This window comes from Parapedobacter lycopersici, assembly GCF_024643285.1.
GTDB lineage: Bacteria > Bacteroidota > Bacteroidia > Sphingobacteriales > Sphingobacteriaceae > Parapedobacter > Parapedobacter lycopersici.
In genome coordinates, this window is record NZ_JAMSLW010000001.1 from 427,554 (window position 1) to 445,901 (window position 18,348).

13 protein-coding genes and 2 tRNA genes are annotated in these 18,348 nt (G+C 48.9%); 7 read left to right on the forward strand and 8 right to left on the reverse strand.

The annotated features are described in order from the left end of the window. Nucleotides 1-284: 284 nt before the first annotated feature. The 3 genes from NEV57_RS01975 (at nucleotide 285) to NEV57_RS01985 (ending at nucleotide 2,885) form a co-directional block, all read left to right on the forward strand. Nucleotides 285-1,340, forward strand: coding sequence for a DinB family protein (locus NEV57_RS01975; protein ID WP_257656603.1), 1,056 nt, complete (start codon nucleotides 285-287; stop codon nucleotides 1,338-1,340). A 137-nt stretch (nucleotides 1,341-1,477) separates the two neighbouring features. Continuing rightward, on the forward strand, nucleotides 1,478-2,446 hold the full coding sequence (locus tag NEV57_RS01980) for an NAD(P)-dependent alcohol dehydrogenase (RefSeq protein ID WP_257656604.1): 969 nt from the start codon (nucleotides 1,478-1,480) through the stop codon (nucleotides 2,444-2,446). A 364-nt stretch (nucleotides 2,447-2,810) separates the two neighbouring features. Further along, nucleotides 2,811-2,885 (forward strand) — tRNA-Val (locus NEV57_RS01985). Nucleotides 2,886-3,070: 185 nt separating this feature from the next. Here the strand turns inward: NEV57_RS01985 and NEV57_RS01990 are convergent. Both NEV57_RS01990 and NEV57_RS01995 read right to left on the reverse strand, forming a co-directional pair. Then, nucleotides 3,071-3,244, reverse strand: a complete 174-nt coding sequence (locus NEV57_RS01990; protein ID WP_257656605.1) for a type II toxin-antitoxin system antitoxin — start codon at nucleotides 3,242-3,244, stop codon at nucleotides 3,071-3,073. Between the two features lie 41 nt (nucleotides 3,245-3,285). Further along, the gene (locus NEV57_RS01995) at nucleotides 3,286-4,140 is read right to left on the reverse strand and encodes an SPFH domain-containing protein (protein WP_257656606.1); all 855 of its coding nucleotides are present in this window, start codon (nucleotides 4,138-4,140) and stop codon (nucleotides 3,286-3,288) included. 244 nt (nucleotides 4,141-4,384) lie between these two features. On the opposite strand from NEV57_RS01995, the gene NEV57_RS02000 reads away from it, so the two are divergent. Together NEV57_RS02000 and NEV57_RS02005 are read left to right on the forward strand one after the other, a co-directional pair. After that, entirely contained in the window at nucleotides 4,385-6,121 is a 1,737-nt protein-coding gene (locus NEV57_RS02000; RefSeq protein ID WP_257656607.1) for a GMC oxidoreductase, read from the forward strand. 13 nt (nucleotides 6,122-6,134) lie between these two features. Next, a complete protein-coding gene (locus NEV57_RS02005) occupies nucleotides 6,135-6,764 on the forward strand; it encodes a gluconate 2-dehydrogenase subunit 3 family protein (protein WP_257656608.1) in 630 nt (209 codons plus the stop codon). A gap of 16 nt (nucleotides 6,765-6,780) precedes the next feature. Here NEV57_RS02005 and NEV57_RS02010 read toward each other — a convergent pair whose 3' ends face one another. Beyond that, a complete protein-coding gene (locus NEV57_RS02010; RefSeq protein WP_257656609.1) occupies nucleotides 6,781-8,043 on the reverse strand; it encodes a TCR/Tet family MFS transporter in 1,263 nt (420 codons plus the stop codon). A gap of 192 nt (nucleotides 8,044-8,235) precedes the next feature. On the opposite strand from NEV57_RS02010, the gene NEV57_RS02015 reads away from it, so the two are divergent. After that, nucleotides 8,236-10,266, forward strand: coding sequence for a heavy metal translocating P-type ATPase (locus NEV57_RS02015; RefSeq protein WP_257656610.1), 2,031 nt, complete (start codon nucleotides 8,236-8,238; stop codon nucleotides 10,264-10,266). Nucleotides 10,267-10,346: 80 nt separating this feature from the next. Here the strand turns inward: NEV57_RS02015 and NEV57_RS02020 are convergent. The 5 genes from NEV57_RS02020 to NEV57_RS02040 all read right to left on the reverse strand — a co-directional run bounded on the left by NEV57_RS02020 (nucleotide 10,347) and on the right by NEV57_RS02040 (nucleotide 16,859). Next, nucleotides 10,347-10,430, reverse strand: a tRNA-Leu gene (locus NEV57_RS02020). A 90-nt stretch (nucleotides 10,431-10,520) separates the two neighbouring features. Beyond that, entirely contained in the window at nucleotides 10,521-13,706 is a 3,186-nt protein-coding gene (locus tag NEV57_RS02025) for an efflux RND transporter permease subunit (RefSeq protein WP_257656611.1), read from the reverse strand. 39 nt (nucleotides 13,707-13,745) lie between these two features. Beyond that, nucleotides 13,746-14,867 carry an efflux RND transporter periplasmic adaptor subunit gene (locus tag NEV57_RS02030; RefSeq protein WP_257656612.1) on the reverse strand — a complete coding sequence of 374 codons (1,122 nt, stop codon included), beginning with the start codon at nucleotides 14,865-14,867 and terminating at the stop codon, nucleotides 13,746-13,748. A 40-nt stretch (nucleotides 14,868-14,907) separates the two neighbouring features. Continuing rightward, nucleotides 14,908-16,239 carry a TolC family protein gene (locus tag NEV57_RS02035; RefSeq protein ID WP_257656613.1) on the reverse strand — a complete coding sequence of 444 codons (1,332 nt, stop codon included), beginning with the start codon at nucleotides 16,237-16,239 and terminating at the stop codon, nucleotides 14,908-14,910. Nucleotides 16,240-16,274: 35 nt separating this feature from the next. Further along, entirely contained in the window at nucleotides 16,275-16,859 is a 585-nt protein-coding gene (locus NEV57_RS02040) for a TetR/AcrR family transcriptional regulator (RefSeq protein ID WP_257656614.1), read from the reverse strand. A gap of 119 nt (nucleotides 16,860-16,978) precedes the next feature. Here NEV57_RS02040 and NEV57_RS02045 point away from each other — a divergent pair, with 119 nt between their 5' ends. Next, a complete protein-coding gene (locus NEV57_RS02045) occupies nucleotides 16,979-18,202 on the forward strand; it encodes a DEAD/DEAH box helicase (protein ID WP_257656615.1) in 1,224 nt (407 codons plus the stop codon). Nucleotides 18,203-18,348 lie beyond the last annotated feature (146 nt).

The following is an 18,348-nucleotide window of genomic DNA, read 5'->3' on the forward strand; positions in this document are numbered from 1 at the left end:
CAGGATAATATGGAATTGACAGTTCCTGAATATTCTGTTTTCGGTACATTAATGGCCTTCCTTTTATTTTTATTGTAGTGTCAGGCCATCGGCAAACTTATCCGGATGACAGAAGCCGTAACGGATAATTGTTTGCCATGGCACGGTTCCCCCCTTAATTTGACCTATTTGCACCGTGATTTATTAACTGTGAGTCAGTAAGTTTGTGTTGTATCAGGTGAATTATTTTTGACCGGTATCAGGAATATTTTATACTTTTATTATTGGAATCAACACCTATAATTATGAAAATCATTAAAGGAATTCTATTGGGCATCCTGGGTTTGGTTGTCCTTGTACTGGTGCTTGCCCTATTTGCACCCAAACAATTTGATGCCGAAGGCGACACCGTCATCAATAGACCTGCACAAGAAGTGTTTGATTACATCAAATACTTAAAAAACCAGGAAAATTATGCAGTTTGGTATAAGATGGACCCCGGGTCGACAAGAACTTATTCGGGTACGGACGGTTCGGTGGGCGCTACTGTGGAATGGGACGGCGAGAAAACCGGCCAGGGCCGACAGGTAATCACCAATATCGTGAACGGGCAACGGATTGAATCGGATTTGTTTTTTATGGGGTCTGACGATCCTGCTAAAGCACTGTTAACCGTTGAAGAAGATGGCCCCGGCGCCACTGAAGTGGACTGGAGCATTGTCGGCAAAACTCCCTACCCATTCAACATCATGAATTGGTTTATGGATATGGATAAGGATTTCGAAGCCGGGCTTCAGAATTTGAAAGTGATCCTGGAATCCCGTCCCGAAGCCGGAAGCAAGGCCTATCTTATTGACTATTTTAACCAGACTACGGAAAAACTTAAAAACAGCGTAGCGGGCTTAAGTACGGCCCAACTTCAATTCAAACCGTCGGAAGATCGTTGGTCGATCAGCCAATGCCTGGAGCATATCGCAACCTCCGAGAAGCTGTTGTTCGAAATGGCCAAAGCTGCGCTTGAAAAACCGGCACAGTCCGAAGGCAAACCTGCGGTAACCAGTACGGATGCCCAGCTTATAGCCGGAATGACGGACCGCAGCCAAAAATTCAAGACAGACCAGGAGCCAACAGGCGCGTACACCAATGCCGAGGCCGCACTGAACGATCTGGAAACCGCACGTGCCGCCGTATTGAGCTTTATCCAGCAGGCCGATGTTGAAAACCTCCGGAATCACGTTACTGAATCGCCGGCAGGCACTTCAGATGGTTATCAGAACCTGCTGTTTATTGCAGCACACTGCGCCCGGCATACACTCCAGATTGAGGAAGTGAAGGCCGATCCGGGTTTTCCGAAAAGCTAAGTTTTCATCCATTCATGACCAGGGGTTAATATACAGGTAACATGAACATGTTAGCTTTCCGACTAAATAGGGGTACGTTCATCCGTATAAGTTGATAGTACTGCCCGATCATCTGCAATTTTAGTATGGAAACCCTTATGAAAGCCATGGTATACAGCCGGTATGGTCCTCCCGAGGTAGTGCAACTCCGGAAGGTGCCTAAACAGGTACCCCGCGCCAATGAAGTATTGATTAAGATTCATGCTACTACGGTAAACCGGACGGATTGCGGATTCCGTAGTGCTAACTATTTTGTGACCCGGTTTTTTAGCGGACTGTTTAATCCTAAAGTCAATATTCTGGGATGCGAATTTGCCGGTGAGGTGGAAGCGGTTGGCAGTGAGGTTCTGGCATTTAAGCCGGGCGACCGGGTATTCGGATACGATGACTCGGCCTTTGGCGGGCATGCCGAATATAAGGTAATGGCCGCATCGGGCGCACTGGCTGTTATTCCTGACGGGATGGATTATATACATGCGGCACCACTGACAGAAGGTAGTCATTATGCGCTAGGCAATATCAGGGCAGCAAAGGTAAAAGCCGGTGATACAGTGATGGTCTATGGGGCTACGGGAGCTATAGGTTCTGCAGCAGTACAATTGCTGAAGTATTTTGGAGCATATGTAGTTGCCGTTTCCAACACAAAAAATGTAGACCTTGTAAAATCCCTGGGTGCTGATGATGTAATTGACTATCAGGCCAGGGATTTTACGCAAACATCCCGGCGTTTCGACTTTATTTTCGACGCTGTGGGCAAAAGCGCTTTCGGGCAATGCAGACCGCTATTGAAACCAAAGGGCGTGTATATTTCCACTGAGTTGGGGAAAAATTCCGAAAACATTTTCCTGGCGCTGGTTACACCCCTGCGGGGCAATAGAAAAGTGCTTTTTCCGCTTCCGGCAATTAACAAAGCGGACGTACTTTTACTGAAATCACTTGCCGAACAAGGCTTGTTTACACCGGTGATCGACCGCCAGTTCCGGCTCGAAGAGCTGGTTGAAGCTTATCATTACGTTGAAACAGGTCAAAAGACGGGTAATGTTGTTGTCGGGGTGCACCGCTCCTGATTTCGCAATACGGGATGGCCGTTTCCTTAAAAAAACATAACTTTGTCTACCCGGATATCACGGATGACTGGTCGGGCCGGTCGCCTGCTGTACCGGTTAAGTATGGTTTACCTAAGATGAAATTCCTGTTCCTTCTCATTGTATTGCTGTTTGTATCTGGTTATATCTGTACGTACGTACTGAACAGCAATAATCGCCGGTCTTTTCTTTCCACCGCGGCAAGTGCCAGTGTCAAACGCTTTGGAATGACCTGTTTTTTTCTGGCTGTACTGCTTTGCTTCGTGATATTATACATCCGGATACGATATTAATAGCAGGTATCGAATTATATCAGAAAAAAGTATATTTTTGCAGCAACATTACCGGGAAATTAGCTCAGCTGGTTTAGAGCACTACCTCGACAAGGTAGGGGTCACTGGTTCGAACCCAGTATTTCCCACAAAAGCCTGTCTTATCTAATATAAGGCAGGCTTTTTTTATTTAAAGACTTGCAGCCCAGCGGAAATAGGCCATTGAACACTTATCGTACATGAAAACACCCATGCACGTCTATGCTGCTTTCCGGGATACAGTATCCGGTGGTATTTCGGGCAGTGTCTACTGCGGGGTGGTTTAACCTTAACCTCAAACTTCTTTGTTTTTCTTAGCCCGTTTGCGATGGGCCAGTGCCTGAGCCAATAGGAATTCAATCTGACCGTTGGTGCTTCTGAACTCCTCCGCTGCCCATTCTTCCAACGCTTTCAGCATATCCGCATGAATGCGTAATGCAAACGCCTTTTTATCCGCCTTGTCCGCCATTAAGCATTACTTGTTTTTGAGGAAATGCAAAGATATCAATTTTAGTGGTATAGGGTACCCGCATTGACCACAGGCGAAACATTACGTTCGCCACAAAGCACAACCAGCAGGTTACTTACCATTGCGGCTTTCCGCTCCTCATCCAGCTGCACAATATCCTTTTCAGAAAGTTTCTCGAGTGCCATTTCCACCATACCTACCGCCCCGTCCACGATTTGCCGACGGGCAGCCACCACCGCGGTTGCCTGTTGCCGTTGTAGCATTGCACTGGCAATTTCCGGTGCATAAGCCAAATGGGTAATCCGGGCTTCGACAACATCAATCCCAGCCATGGACAGCCGCTCATTTAATTCGGTTTCGAGAATACCGCTTACCTGCCGCGCTCCGTCCTTAAGTGTAATTACCGCATCTTCGTCTTCGAAATTATCATAGGCAAACTGGTTTGCCAGGTGACGGACGGCCGCTTCGCTTTGGATCTGTACATACTTAGAGTAATCATCCACTGCAAATAGTGCTTTTGCGGTATCACTTACCTTCCAGACCACCACCGCGGCAATTTCAATTGGGTTGCCGAGCTTATCGTTTACTTTGATTTTCTGTCCATCCAGGTTGCGTGCTTTCAGGGAAACCGTCCGTTTCACCACAAAAGGATTAACCCAGAAAAAACCATCTTTTCTTACGGTTCCCTGGTAATTGCCAAATAAAATCAAAGCGGCAGCTTCATTCGGATTGATAACAAGCAAGCCCTTCAGCATAATAAGCGCAAGCAAAATGCCTATGACAATAAGGCTCGCTGACTGACTGTAAATGCCATATCCGGCGATGCCCAATCCGGCTAACAGGATAACAAAGCCAAGGTATCCTGAAATGGCTGTTGTATTTTTTTCGTTTATCATTGGTTATAGATATGATGTTATTTTGATATCACAATAATATTAAAAGTATCTGAAATAAAAAAGCGAGTGAAATTATTTTTCCGCCAGTTGACAACTTTTTTGCATAATCGTTTTAGCTTTCTTGGCTATATAGTTGGGCATATTGCCGGGAAAATTTATATTTGACAATCGGTATTCCTATTCCTTTCGGGAACAGGCGTCGGTGCAACTAAACGTTAACAACTTATATACAGATCATAATAGTATGATTTCCTATCAGATTAAAGAGGATCCGACCGTTTACGATGCGATTGTAGTGGGATCAGGTGCCGGAGGCGGAATGGCCGGATATGTATTGGCAAATGCCGGACTCAAAGTGCTGATGCTGGAGGCGGGACCTTTTTTCGACCCTGCCAAAGATGCACTGCAGCTACGGTGGCCATGGGAATCGCCGCGGCGGGGTGCCAGCACCGTGCGTCCCTTCGGTGATTTTGACGCGGCTTATGGTGGCTGGGAACTGGATGGCGAACCTTATACCCGGGCTGCCGGCACGGAATTCGAATGGTTCAGGGCCCGGATGCTGGGTGGGCGCACCAACCACTGGGGGCGTATCTCGCTCCGCATGGGGCCGGATGATTTTAAGCCCAAGGACGGAGTAACCGAAAGCTGGCCGATCACTTATGAAGAGGTGAAGCCATTTTACGATCGGATCGACCGAATGATCGGGATCTACGGCACGGTCGAAGGGATCCATAACGAGCCGGACGGCATCTTTCTGAAACCGCCCAAGCCGCGGCTGAATGAACTATATATCAAGCGCGGGGCGCAGAAAGCGGGGGTGCCTGTCATTGCCGGCCGGGGTTCAGTGCTTACCGAGGCACTTCCGGGCGCCGAAGGCCGGGGTACCTGTTTCTTCTGTGGCCAATGTGGCCGCTCCTGTCGGGTGTATGGCGATTTTTCTTCGTCATCGTGTTTAGTGATGCCCGCAATGAAAACGGGAAACCTAACGGTCATTGACAATGCGATGGTACGTGAGGTACTGACCAATGATGAAGGGCTTGCTACCGGCGTTTCATACGTAAATACACAGGACCTACAGGAGTACGCGGTGAAAGGTAAACTGGTCATATTGGGAGCAAGTGCCTGTGAGAGTGCGCGGCTGCTCTTAAACTCCAGATCGGCTGCACACCCCGGGGGACTGGGCAACAGCAGTGGCCTGGTGGGTCGCTACCTGCACGACTCTACAGGCGCCAGCGCCGGAGGATTCCTTCCCCAACTGCTCGACCGGAAGCGCTACAATGAAGACGGTGTGGGTAGCGTCCATATTTATTCACCGTGGTGGGGCGATAACCAAAAACTCAGCTTCCCCAGGGGATACCATATCGAATATGGCGGTGGCCTGCATATGCCCTCGTTCGGGTACCTGAACTGGGTGCCGGACGTGAATCATCTTGTGCCGGCGGCTGACGGGCAGCAGCACGAACGGGGTGGATACGGTGCATCGCTTAAAGCCGATTACCGCCGCTTCTACGGTGCAAACGTAGGCATGGCTGGCCGTGGAACGGCACTCGCCCGCTACGATAATTACTGTGAGATTGATCCGGCACGTGTCGACAAATACGGCATTCCCGTATTGCGCTTCCACTATAAGTGGGCAAACGAGGAAGTGGAACAGGCCAAACATATGCAGGAGACATTCAAGGAAGTCCTTCATGAGATGGGCGCCATCGTGTCCTCCCCTCCTCCCGGCCCGGAAACGCTATATGGACTGGAGGCCCCGGGCAAGATCATCCACGAGGGAGGTACCGTGCGGATGGGCGACGACCCGAAAAAATCCGTACTGAACCGCTGGAGCCAGTCGCACGACTGCCGTAACCTATTTGTGGTGGATGCAGGCCCATTTGTCCAGCAGGGCGACAAGAACCTGACGTGGACCATCCTTGCATTGTCCATGCGTACGGCGGAATACATCCTAAAAGAACGGAGTAAACTGAACATCTGATAAGCATAACAATATGAACAGAAGAGATTCGATCAAGGCCCTTGGACTTGCCGCAGCGGGCGGCGCTTTGCTGCTGGACGGGTGCGGACCGGAAACCAAAACGAAGCAGGATGCTGTTGTGGGTGGTGAAAAACTTGCCGGCGTGACGGACGCTGAACACCGCCATAATCAACAGTTGCTGGCCGAACAGTTCTTTACGGATCACGAGCTCGCTACCATTGGTGTATTGGCGGACATTATCATCCCGGCCGATGGAGTTTCGGGCAGTGCCACTGATGCCGGTGTGCCTGATTTCATCGAGTTTATGGTTAAGGATATTCCCTCATACAAAACACCGATGCGCGGTGGACTGAAGTGGCTGGATGTACAGAGCCAGCGCCGGTATGGAAAAGTCTTTGCAGAATGCGCAGGGAAACAGCAGCTGGAACTGGTGGATGATATTGCCTATCCCGCCAAGGCTGCACCGGGAATGGAACAGGGGGTGGCATTCTTCGGCCTGATGCGCAACCTGACCGCGTCCGGGTTTTTTACGAGCGAGATGGGTGTCAAGGACATCGGTTATGTCGGCAACCGCCCGGGTGTATGGGATGGCGTCCCAGAGGATTTACTGAAAGCGCATGGATTTGCTGATGGCTGGGGATAGTTTCGGGAATAGGATTTTACTCCGTATGGCTTAACGGATCGGTTGCGGCCGGTTCACCGTGTGCCACTCTTTCCCTTGTCAACACCTTCCGAACGATAACCAAGCCTCCGAGCATACATACAGCACCGATGAGGAAGTGGATACCGGGCAGATGAAATGGTGCCCTGTCTGTCGTGAAATACGAAAATGTGCCATTCATAATGAGCGGTCCAATAATTGTTGTGAGGCTCATCAGGCTGGTCAGTGCCCCCTGTAATTCGCCCTGCTGATTTTTTACCACATGCCCCGCAATGACAGATTGCAGCGAGGGGCCACAGATTCCACCAAGACAATAAGGTACCAAAAAGGCAAACATCATCCACCCCTCGGTAGCGAAAGCAAAGAGCACGAGTCCCAAAGCATACAGCGAAAGTCCGAGATAGATGCTCTTCTCATTGCCGATTTTGGGTGTAATCACACGGGTGAGCACGCCCTGCACCAATCCGGTCAGCACCCCTACTACTGTAAGCGAAATACCGATCATGCCCTCACTCCAGTCAAATTGGTATATAGTAAAAAAATTCCAACTACCCTGAACGGCCTGTGCGCCCAAATAAATCAGAAAGAAACTCAGTGCCAGGCCTCCGATTTCGGAATGCCGGGTCAGAAAACGTAATGACCCCATGGGATTGGCGCGTTTCCAGTCGAAATCCCGTCGATTATCCTTGGAAAGCGACTCTGGCAGCATAAAATACCCGAATAAACAGTTAATCAGGCAAAGTGCAGCGGCGGCATAGAATGGCGCCCGAAGCCCCCAGGTTGCCAGCAATCCACCCAGCGCAGGCCCCAAAACAAAGCCCAGACCAAAGGCAGCACCAATCAATCCGAAATTTTTTGCCCGGGTGGTTTCATCAGTACTGATATCAGCGATGTAGGAAGAGGCCGTAGTAAAGCTGGCCCCTGTGATGCCGGCGATGATCCGACCTAGAAAGAGCCATCCGTAAGTAGGTGCCCATGCGAGTACCAGGTAATCGATCCCGAAGCCCAGTAATGAAAATAGCAGGATCGGCCGTCGGCCGAATTTGTCACTCAGGTTCCCGACAACCGGTGAAAACAAAAACTGTGTAATAGCGAATACCGAGAGCAGGAAAGCACCATAGGTACTGGCGATATTAACCGGAATTCCCTTTAGTTCTGCGATCAGATCCGCCATTACCGGAATGATCAGTCCCCATCCCATCACATCAATTAATAAAGTAATGAAGATAAAGCCTATGGCAGCTTGCTTGGAAGTACGCATGTGATGCAGATAAAAAAACCAGGCAATAATAAGGATAATTTCCAATGTTTGATGCAGCCATCCATTTTCTCACGAAATGATCACTCCCCATTAATATAACACTGCAATCCCCGATGCTTTGTCTGGGCTCGCTATACCACGTTTTGGGGACCCCGTGTTTTTCAGTACCTTTAACCTGAATTTAAAAGACTTATGGCACAATTGGATCCCAACCAGATACACATAGCGGAAAGCCACAGCTGCTGTTGTGCAACGGATGATCATCATACAGGAGATGGTACGGCCCAGCAGCCGGATAATCAAGGAGGCGGTCCATCTGCCGTTGGCGCTGGACAGTCGAAATTGCAGCTTTTTATGCCGGCAATTTTCAGTTTTGTACTGCTTATTGTCGGACTTGCGCTGGATAATAACTGGTTAAGTAAACCTGCTTTTTTTTCGGGATGGGTACGGCTATTGTGGTATGTGATTGCCTACGCGCCGGTAGCACTTCCGGTTATACGTGATATGTTCCGGGCGATTTCAAAAAATGATTTTTTTTCCGAATTTACATTAATGACGATTGCGACGGTAGGCGCGTTTATTATTGGCGTGTACCCCGAGGGTGTTGCCGTGATGCTATTCTATACCGTGGGAGAGAATATCCAGTCATTAGCCGTTCGAAAAGCCAGGGGAAATATCCGCGCGTTGCTGGATCAGCGACCTGATGAAGTAACCGTGATACAGGGGGAACACTCCCACACCATAAAGGCGCACGCTGCTGCTGTTGGGATGATTATACAGCTTAAACCCGGAGAGAAACTGGCACTCGATGGTGAGTTGCTCTCCGATCGGGCGGCTTTTGATACCGCTGCGCTGACCGGGGAAAGCAAACCCGGCACGAAGACCCAGGGTGACACTGTTCTGGCTGGTATGGTCAACTTGAACCGTGTGGCGCGTGTGCGGGTAACTGCCGCGTATACCGACAGCAAGCTTAGCAGGATATTGACATTGGTTCAGCATGCCACAGCACAAAAGGCGCCAACAGAACTGTTTATCCGAAAATTCGCCAGGTGGTATACCCCAGCAGTTGCCGGATTTGCGGTTTTGATTACTGCTGTTCCTTATTTTTTTGTGGCCGACTATGTATTCAGCGAATGGCTGTATCGTGCACTGGTGTTCTTGGTCATCTCCTGCCCGTGTGCACTGGTCATTTCCATTCCGCTCGGATACTTCGGGGGCATCGGCGCCGCAAGCCGCCATGGGCTGTTAGTAAAAGGGAGTAATTTTCTGGATGCCCTGGCGCACGCCAGGCAGGTTGTAATGGACAAAACAGGCACGCTGACCAAAGGTGTTTTTGAAGTCAAGGAAATGGTGATAGACAGCGAGTTCGATAAAACGGAGATCCTTAAGCTGGTCAATACCCTTGAACACCACAGCACGCATCCCGTGGCAACCGCCATCCAGCGTTATCTTGGCGATGTTGAACGCGTCTCCGGTCTGGAGAAAATCGAAGAAGAGGCGGGGATGGGATTAATGGCAACGGTAGATGGCCAACAGCTTCTTGCCGGCAATTTCAGACTGCTTGATAAATACGGGATATCCTATCCCACGGCCGTGGCTGCAATCAGTGACACCGTAATCGCCATAGCTTATGACGGTAAGTTAGTAGGATACTTCACTATTGCCGATGAAATCAAACCCGATGCGCAGGCTGCGGTACGTGAACTGAAGACTATGGGAATTACCCCTACCCTTTTGAGTGGTGATAAATCAGCTGTGGTGCAGGACGTAGCCCGGAAACTGGGTATATCGAAGGCGTATGGTGACCTGTTACCGGAAGATAAGGTAAACATGGTTAAGGCAATCCGTGACGCTGGTGATCGCGTGATTTTTGTAGGTGATGGACTCAATGATGCACCGGTACTGGCACTGAGCGATGTGGGTATCGCCATGGGCGGACTGGGAAGTGATGCAGCTATTGAAACTGCCGACATCGTAATTCAGGATGATGCACCCGGCAAAATCCCGATGGGCATCCGAATCGGAAAAGCTACCCGTCGGATCGTCTGGCAGAACATTACACTGGCTTTCTCGGTGAAAATTGCAGTACTGTTGCTCGGTGCCGGTGGCATGGCCTCGATGTGGGAGGCTGTATTTGCTGATGTAGGGGTTGCGTTACTGGCGATCCTGAATGCCATCCGGATCCAGCGCATGTCATTCGGCACCTTGGATGAGAAAGAATAGGGAACAGCACCCTACAAATGATAGTGGGCGGTATCAAATAAAAAAGTGTCTCTGTAATAAACAGAGACACTTTTCTGATGTGCCCGGAGAGAGACTCGAACTCTCAAGGGACTGCTCCCAACGGCTTCTGAGACCGCAACGTTTACCAATTTCGCCATCCGGGCGGGCATTCCCAAACCATGTTTGATTTGGGAATGCAAATATATACTATTAATGGAGAATTGAAATAGAAAATTTAAAAACTATTCAATTTATTATTCCTCCTCGTCATCCGTATGTAGCATGTCCATGTGCTCCTCCGGTTTATATTTTGCCTGAAGTGCCGCAAGCTTCTTTTTGCCATAAGCCAGTTTAGTAATCAGTACAAATAATATAGGTACGATAAAAATGGCAAAGAATGTGGCAATAAGCATCCCTCCGAACACCGTCCAGCCGATCGTCTGCCGTGAAATAGCCCCTGCTCCCGTTGAGTACATGAGCGGTACAATGCCGAGGATAAAGGCAAAAGAGGTCATAATGATTGGACGTAACCGTAATTTAACCGCCTCCAGCGTCGCCTTGAGCAATCCCATTCCGATATCCACACGTTCCTTTGCAAATTCCACAATCAGGATGGCGTTCTTAGCCGCAAGGCCGATAATGGCTACCAGGCCGATTTGTGCATAGATATTATTATCCAGGTGCGGAAGAAAAGTCAATGCCAAAATGGCTCCGAATATACCTAATGGAACCGATAATAAAATGGAGAATGGCACCGACCAGCTTTCATATAGCGCAGCAAGCAGCAGGAACACGAAGACAATACACAACGCAAATATCATAGTCGTCATGTTGCCGGCTTCTTTTTCCTGTAAACTTAATCCTGAGAACTCATAGGTAAAACCGGCACCAAGTGTCTGCGCTGCTGTTTCTTCCAGTGCCCTTAGTGCATCGCCACTGCTGTAGCCCGGAGCGGCACTTCCATTGACATCAATAGCCCGGAAAATATTAAAGTGGTTAATGATGGACGGACTCTCTATGATTTCATAGGAAACAAGTGTACTGAGTGGTACGACGCCCCCCTGCTGATTTTTTACATATAATTTACCAATATCAGCGATGTCCATACGAAAGGCTGTATCCGCCTGGGTTACTACCCGGAAGCTGCGCCCGTAGCGGGTGAAATCATTCACATAGCTACTGCCCATGAAAGCGGATATGGTACTGTAAACATTGGATACCGGCACACCCATCCGTTTTGCTTGCTCGCGGTCGACTTTTACCAGGTAATTGGGGGTGCGAGAATTAAATAGCGTATAAGCCAGTCCGATTTCAGGGCGCTGGTTGACAGCTGCAAGAAACTTACCGACAGTTGCTTCAAAATCCTTGATATCCCCGCTACGCTGGTCAAGAATCTGCATGCTGAATCCGCCGCTCGTACCGAGACCCGGAATCGCAGGCGGCGATACAGGCAGTAGGGATGCCCGTTGGAACCCGTTATATTTACCCTGTATACCGGCAATGATGTCAGGTGCAGAGCGATGACGCTGATCCCAGGGTTTGAGCTGGACAAAGAATGTACCCCCGTTGGGTTTGAAGGAACGGTTTAACAGGTTGATTCCTGCAATACGCATGATGTTTTCAATTTCCGGATTGTCCTTGCGGAGGGAATCCGTCAGTTCATCGAGCAGGTTTGCTGTACGTTCGGATGATGCACCTTCAGGCAAGGTAACCCCCATCATAAAGACGCCCCCATCTTCAGTTGGGATAAAGCCTGTGGGTTTGGACACAAAAAGGCCATAAGTACCCACATAAATACAGATGAGGAGTATAACAAACAATGGTGCCCGCTTAATGGATTTTCGGACGCCGTTGGAATACCGTTTGGTAACCCGCTCAAACCAGTTGTTGAATTTGTAAAACAGCCGGTTTATACCGGTTGATTTTTCATTGAACTGCATGGGTTTAAGCAGTAAAGAACACAAAGCCGGTGTAAGACTGAGTGCAATGAATGCAGACAGCAATACCGAAACAGCAATGGTAATGGCGAATTGCTGATAAAGCTGCCCTACCATTCCGGGGATAAATCCGACAGGTACGAACACAGCGGCCAATATAAGTGCGATGGCAATAACCGGTGCGGTAATCTCTTTCATAGCCCGGCGCGTAGCCTCGGGCGCCGATAGCTTGTCGTGGTCGATATAATGTTGCACCGCCTCTACCACCACAATCGCATCATCCACGACAATCCCAATAGCCAGAACGAAAGCCAACATCGTCAGGTTATTGATGGAGAAACCAAAAAGGTTGAAGAAGATAAATGTGCCGATAATGGATACCGGTATGGCGAGCACGGGAATAAGCGTGGCACGCCAGCTTTGAAGAAAAATGAATACGACAAGGGTCACCAAAATCAGTGCTTCGATCAGTGTATGCAACACGTTCTCGATAGATGCCTCAATGACCGATACGGTCTCGTAGTTGACCACATAGTCCATATCCGTGGGGAAATTGGCTTTTAATTCTTCGAGCGCTGCATAGATTCCCTTGGCTGTTTCCACGGCATTGCCCCCGGGCATCTGATTGATCATCATACCCGATGAAATAAGCCCGTTTACCTTATTGGTAATGGAATAGGCAAATTCGCCCAATTCAACACGGGCCACATCTTTTAAATACACCAGTGAACCATCCGCATTGGTTTTCACAATGATCTGTTCAAACTGTTCTTCCTGGTTCAGGTCGCCGTCCAGGATCACCGGGTATTCGAATACCTGGGTGTTGAACTGTGGCCGGGCACCTACACTACCCCCCGGGATCCGGATATTCTGTTCCTGTATTGCCGTGTTCACATCCGCCGGTGTGAGTCCGAGGTTTGAAAGCTTGGTCGCATCCAGCCACACCCGCATACTGAACGGCTGGCCAAAGGCCATTACATCGCCCACACCGCTTACCCGCATCAATGCATCACGGACATAAAGGTTGGCGTAATTGGCCAGAAACTTTTGGTCGCGTGTGCCATTTGGCGAGATGAGTGATACCAGCATCAATACGTCGGTGTTCGCTTTCCGTGTGGTTACCCCCAAACGGCGAACGGCTTCCGGCAATGCAGGCTCGGCGATGCCCACCCGGTTTTGTACGTCCAACGTGGCAATATCAATATCGGTACCTACGTCAAAAGTGACTGTGATGGATGCCCGCCCATCGGATGTACTGTTGGAGGTCATGTACGTCATGCCGGGCGTACCGTTGATCTGGCTTTCGATCAACGTGGTTACCGTTTGCTCGACGGTCTGCGCGTCGGCTCCGGTATATGTTGCCTGCACCGTTACCGTCGGAGGTGCAATATTCGGGTACTGGCTGATGGGTAGCGTAGTAATCGAAATTATCCCAATGATGGTGATCAGAATGGAGATAACGATGGAGGTAACGGGTCTTCTTATGAATACTTCTGAAATCATGTGATGCTGTCCTAAATCCTTGATAGTCGTTATTCGGTCCTATTTTGTATGTGAGGGCGCATTGGCCTCCACTTTTACACCCGGTCGCAGGTTGATGATGCCGTCGGTCACCACCGTTTCCCCTTTTACGAGTCCGTTGGTAATGACTACGCGGTCGGCTACCTTTAGCCCGAGACGCACTCCCCGCTGTTCGGCGGTGCTACTGTCGGTAAGTACGTACACCGATGTCTGTCCCAGCTGTTCGGTAACCGCACGGTACGGAATGACCAACTGCGGCTCTTCCGAAGTGGTTCGGATATTTACAGTGGTATTCATGCCGGGTAGCAGGATGTTATCAGCATTGGAAAAACTTGCGCGTACTGTTATGGTACCCGTAGTGCGGTCGACCGCCCGGTCGATGGCACTTATGTGTCCTGGATGCGGAAAAGGCCGGCTGCCCGGTAGGCTGAGCATAATCATGGAATCACGTACCACCTCGTCAGCGCGGCGGAGCGCGTTGAAATATGCAACCTCACTTTCGCTTACCGGAAAATCAACGGCAATCGGGTCGGTGGAAGAAATGGTGTTCAATAAGGTTGATCCGGCACTTACCAGCGCGCCGGTGCGTACTTGTGAAATCCCGATCGTGCCACCAAAAGGGGCCACGATTGTCGACCGGTTGAGATTGGTCTGTGCGGTAGTCAGCGCCGCGCGGGCAGCGGCCACCTGGGCCTCGGCGTTATTGAAGTCAGTTTCGGCGTAGTCCAATGTTTGCCGGGCAATGGCATCCTGTTCCGCCAGTTTACGATAACGTTCCACATCGCGTTTCACCCTCGAAAGATTGGCTTCCGCAATAGCGAGGCTCGACTTAGCCTGTTCCGTTTCAGCTGCGTAGCGGGTACGGTCTATTTCGTAAAGCTTTTGACCTTTGGATACCGAGGCCCCGTCGGCTACGAAGATTCCGGTAATGTATCCACTCACCTCGGCGCGGAGTTCCGTCTCATTCAGTGCTACCACATTGCCAGGGTAGGTTTTCATGCCGGTTACCAACTCCTCGCTAACTACCGCTGTCGAAACAGGGATTGCTTGTGTCCCCCTAGCCTGCTGTTGTTGCTTGTTGCCACAAGCCAGAACAAGGCTTGAACCGATCATTAAGATTGCTGCGATTTTAGGATTATTCATCTTGTTTATAATATGCTGTGATTCTGCTTTTTTCATAGGGTTAGTTATTCGTATCAATGGTGCCAAGCGCCTGTTGTACATCCAGTTTTCCAGATAATACCGCATACATGGCATTCAGGTAATTGATCTGTGAGGTACGGAGGTCCGTTTCGGCCGTCATGAGATCAAGATAAGTCTTGATGCCTTCGTCATACTGTAGTTTGATGGTATTGTACACTTCCTCGGAAAGCTCCACATTGCGCTTCGCCGTGCGCCAGTCATTCAGATTCGCCTGGTAAGTTGCCATTGCCAATTCATACTGCGTATTGAGCTGATTCCGGAGATTGACGATATCCCAATCCAGTCGATCTTCCATTAAGCGGGATTTGCGGATTTCCTGAATACGCTTGCCTCCCTGGAAAATCGGCAAATTGAGACTTAACCCGAGGACCGAACGGGGGAAACTCCGGCTAAACAGATCAGAGAACTGGTTGTCCCGGTAATCCCAGGCGTAGTTATAAAATGCAGACAACCTGGGAAGAAACGTCCATTTATTATATTGCGTATTTAGTTGCTGCAACTGCCGTTGAGTCTGAAGTTGCTGGTATTCCACACGCCGCTGATAATCCAGGGCCAGGGTAGTATCCAATAGCATTTCACTCTCCATAGAAGCATAATCAAAAGATAATGATAGGGATTGCTCAGGAGTCAAGCCGATCAACTCTTTCAAATAAGCATACTTATAACCCAGTAACTGGACAACCCGTTTTTGTTCAGCTAAGGTGTTACTGAGGGATATTTCGGCACGTTTATAATCCGTGCGGTCTACAATACCCGTTTCATAACGGGCTCTGGCATCGTTCAGCTGCTTCTGGATACGCTGGATGTTTTCCTGGACAATCTGCAGCTGCTCTTCACTGGTGAGTATATCGTAATAGCCCTTGCTTACTTCTACGATGGTATTTATCTTGCTATCCTCCGTGTTGAGTGCGTTTTGCTGACGGATATATTTTGCCGCTTTGGATGCCTGCAGCAGGCCGGGGTTTAACAATTGCTGGTCGGCCTGTAATACCAGCGCACCCACATTTTTTTGTCCCATACTAATGACCTGATCACCGATCACCGCAGTAGGGATTTTAATATTCCGGTTATAAGAAGCATCGGCATTGATCTGGGGGAACCATCCGGATAATGCTGAAGCAATTTCACGCTCACCAATTTCTTCGTCTAACTCGGCTTGGTGTATCACCGCCCGGTTTTCAAGTGCAAAATCAATGAGATCCGGCAGGGTTGCCTTTTCGGGAAGCGACGTGCCATCCTGTGCATGTACGCTTACGGAAAAACAGCCTACAGCTGCCATTATGAGAAAGATAACCTGCTTGCTACTATTCATGTTTTATTGATAGATATATACTTAAGTTAATTGTACTAGTAAATTTTAATGCCGTCCCAGATAATCGCAACTGTCTTTTTCATGTCCTCTTCCTTGAAAGTAAAATGACCGTTGATATGTTTTTTAGCCGTAGCGGCTACCGTACCCAGAAATACCGCACTGATAATATTGATATCCAATGACTTAATATGGCCTGAAGTTACGCCTTTAGATAAGAAGTTGGACACCTCGTCCTGAAAAAAAATGCGGTTCTCGCAAAAGACAGCCTTAACGTATGGCGAAGAAGAAAACTGTTCCATAAAGCTCAGCATCTCGGGGTGTCTGATATAGTACGTCACAAAGTTAATCCAAATGGAAACGAATCGCTCTGCATAGGGTAATGACAATTCTTCCGATTTAAAAATGGCTTGTGTGATCTGTGTTCTGCAATAACCGAAGAGCTCAATTATCAGTTCCTCCTTCGAAGTAAAATAATGATAAATGGTTCCCGTAGCTACTCCCGCTTCCTGCGCAATCTGGCTGATGGGAGTACCGTGGAAGCCATACTCCTTGATCAGCTGTAGCGTGCTCTCGAAAATGGCCGCTTTTTTCTCTGCTAATGAATTTAATCGAACGTTCATTCGGTCGCAAAGAAACAAAAAAACCAATGACATTTTTGGGATTTATAAGAAGATAACGAAAGTTTGACAAAAGTTATATGTACTTTTGTACATTCATTAAACATCATAAATTCGATACGTTGACATTTAGCGATTTTAATTTTGACGCCAATCTTTTTGAGGGCCTCAATAGCATGGGCTTCAAAACACCGACGCCGATACAAGCTGAAACCATTCCCATTATTAAAGACCGACACGATCTGATTGCCTGCGCACAGACAGGTACAGGTAAAACGGCTGCATACCTTTTACCGGTCATGGATGCCATTTGCCGGACACCAGACCGCCCGCCCATCAGCGCATTGATTTTAGCCCCTACACGCGAGCTTGCGATGCAGATAGACCAGCAGGTAGAAGGTCTTGCCTATTTCACCGGCATTACGTCCATAGCAATCTACGGTGGTGGCGATGGAATTGGCTATGAGCAGCAGCGCCGGGCACTCCGCGATGGAGTGGATATTGTTATTGCTACTCCGGGACGGTTAATTGCCCACATGAGCTCGGGCACTGTCCGCCTGGGTGAAATCCAATTTCTGGTACTCGATGAGGCAGACCGTATGCTGGATATGGGGTTCAAAGACGATATTAACCGGATTGTACGTGAGGTAGCCACGGAACGGCAGACGCTGTTATTTTCTGCCACCATGCCTCCGAAAATCCGTTCGTTCGCGCGCGGGCTCCTTAAACATCCCCAACAGGTCAATATTGCGATATCGCAACCCGCGGAACGGATTTTACAACAGCAGTACCGCGTGACGGATGAACAGAAAACGCCTTTATTGAAACAGATACTGCTGAGCGGTCAATATAAAAGCGTTATTGTATTTTCGTCGACCAAGGAAAAAGTGAAAGCACTGGGCCGTGAGCTTAAAAAACTGGAGCTGGCGGTGCAACCCTTCCACTCGGATCTGAGCCAGGAAGAGCGTGAAAAAATTCTGCTCCGCTTCAAAAACAAACAGCTGCCTATCTTAATCGGTACCGACGTGTTATCCCGGGGTATTGATGTGGATGGTATCGACCTGGTTGTGAATTATGATGTGCCACCCGATCCGGAAGATTATATCCACCGGATAGGCCGGACCGCCCGTGCGGAACGAACGGGCACAGCTGTCACTTTTGTGAATCACCGTGATCTCCGCCGGTTTGCAGCTATTGAGAAATTAATGGAACGGAAAGTAGCTGAAACTCCGTTGCCGGAGGTAATTGGAAAATCGCCGGAATTGACCGCTGAGCAGCAAACGCCAAAAAAACGAAATAAAAAACGCCGTTTCGGTCCACGGAAAAAACGCGAGGGGGCAGCGTAATTAGCCTCCACAATGCGTCAGACAATCCGCTCTTTTGCAATGTACAGCCACCGAACCTCCGGTATATGGCTTCGATTATTCCGAAACAAAAAGGAATATTTTCGTATTTATTATTTAGTTGGTAAATAACTAATTTCTGTATTAAT

Coding starts and splice junctions, on each gene's coding strand:
- NEV57_RS01975 (WP_257656603.1), top strand. CDS start 285: ATGAAAATCATTAAAGGAATTCTATTGGGCATCCTGGGTTTGGTTGTC.
- NEV57_RS01990 (WP_257656605.1), bottom strand. CDS start 3,244: ATGGCGGACAAGGCGGATAAAAAGGCGTTTGCATTACGCATTCATGCG.
- NEV57_RS01980 (WP_257656604.1), top strand. CDS start 1,478: ATGAAAGCCATGGTATACAGCCGGTATGGTCCTCCCGAGGTAGTGCAA.
- NEV57_RS02025 (WP_257656611.1), bottom strand. CDS start 13,706: ATGATTTCAGAAGTATTCATAAGAAGACCCGTTACCTCCATCGTTATC.
- NEV57_RS01995 (WP_257656606.1), bottom strand. CDS start 4,140: ATGATAAACGAAAAAAATACAACAGCCATTTCAGGATACCTTGGCTTT.
- NEV57_RS02035 (WP_257656613.1), bottom strand. CDS start 16,239: ATGAATAGTAGCAAGCAGGTTATCTTTCTCATAATGGCAGCTGTAGGC.
- NEV57_RS02005 (WP_257656608.1), top strand. CDS start 6,135: ATGAACAGAAGAGATTCGATCAAGGCCCTTGGACTTGCCGCAGCGGGC.
- NEV57_RS02040 (WP_257656614.1), bottom strand. CDS start 16,859: ATGAACGTTCGATTAAATTCATTAGCAGAGAAAAAAGCGGCCATTTTC.
- NEV57_RS02010 (WP_257656609.1), bottom strand. CDS start 8,043: ATGCGTACTTCCAAGCAAGCTGCCATAGGCTTTATCTTCATTACTTTA.
- NEV57_RS02015 (WP_257656610.1), top strand. CDS start 8,236: ATGGCACAATTGGATCCCAACCAGATACACATAGCGGAAAGCCACAGC.
- NEV57_RS02000 (WP_257656607.1), top strand. CDS start 4,385: ATGATTTCCTATCAGATTAAAGAGGATCCGACCGTTTACGATGCGATT.
- NEV57_RS02030 (WP_257656612.1), bottom strand. CDS start 14,867: ATGAATAATCCTAAAATCGCAGCAATCTTAATGATCGGTTCAAGCCTT.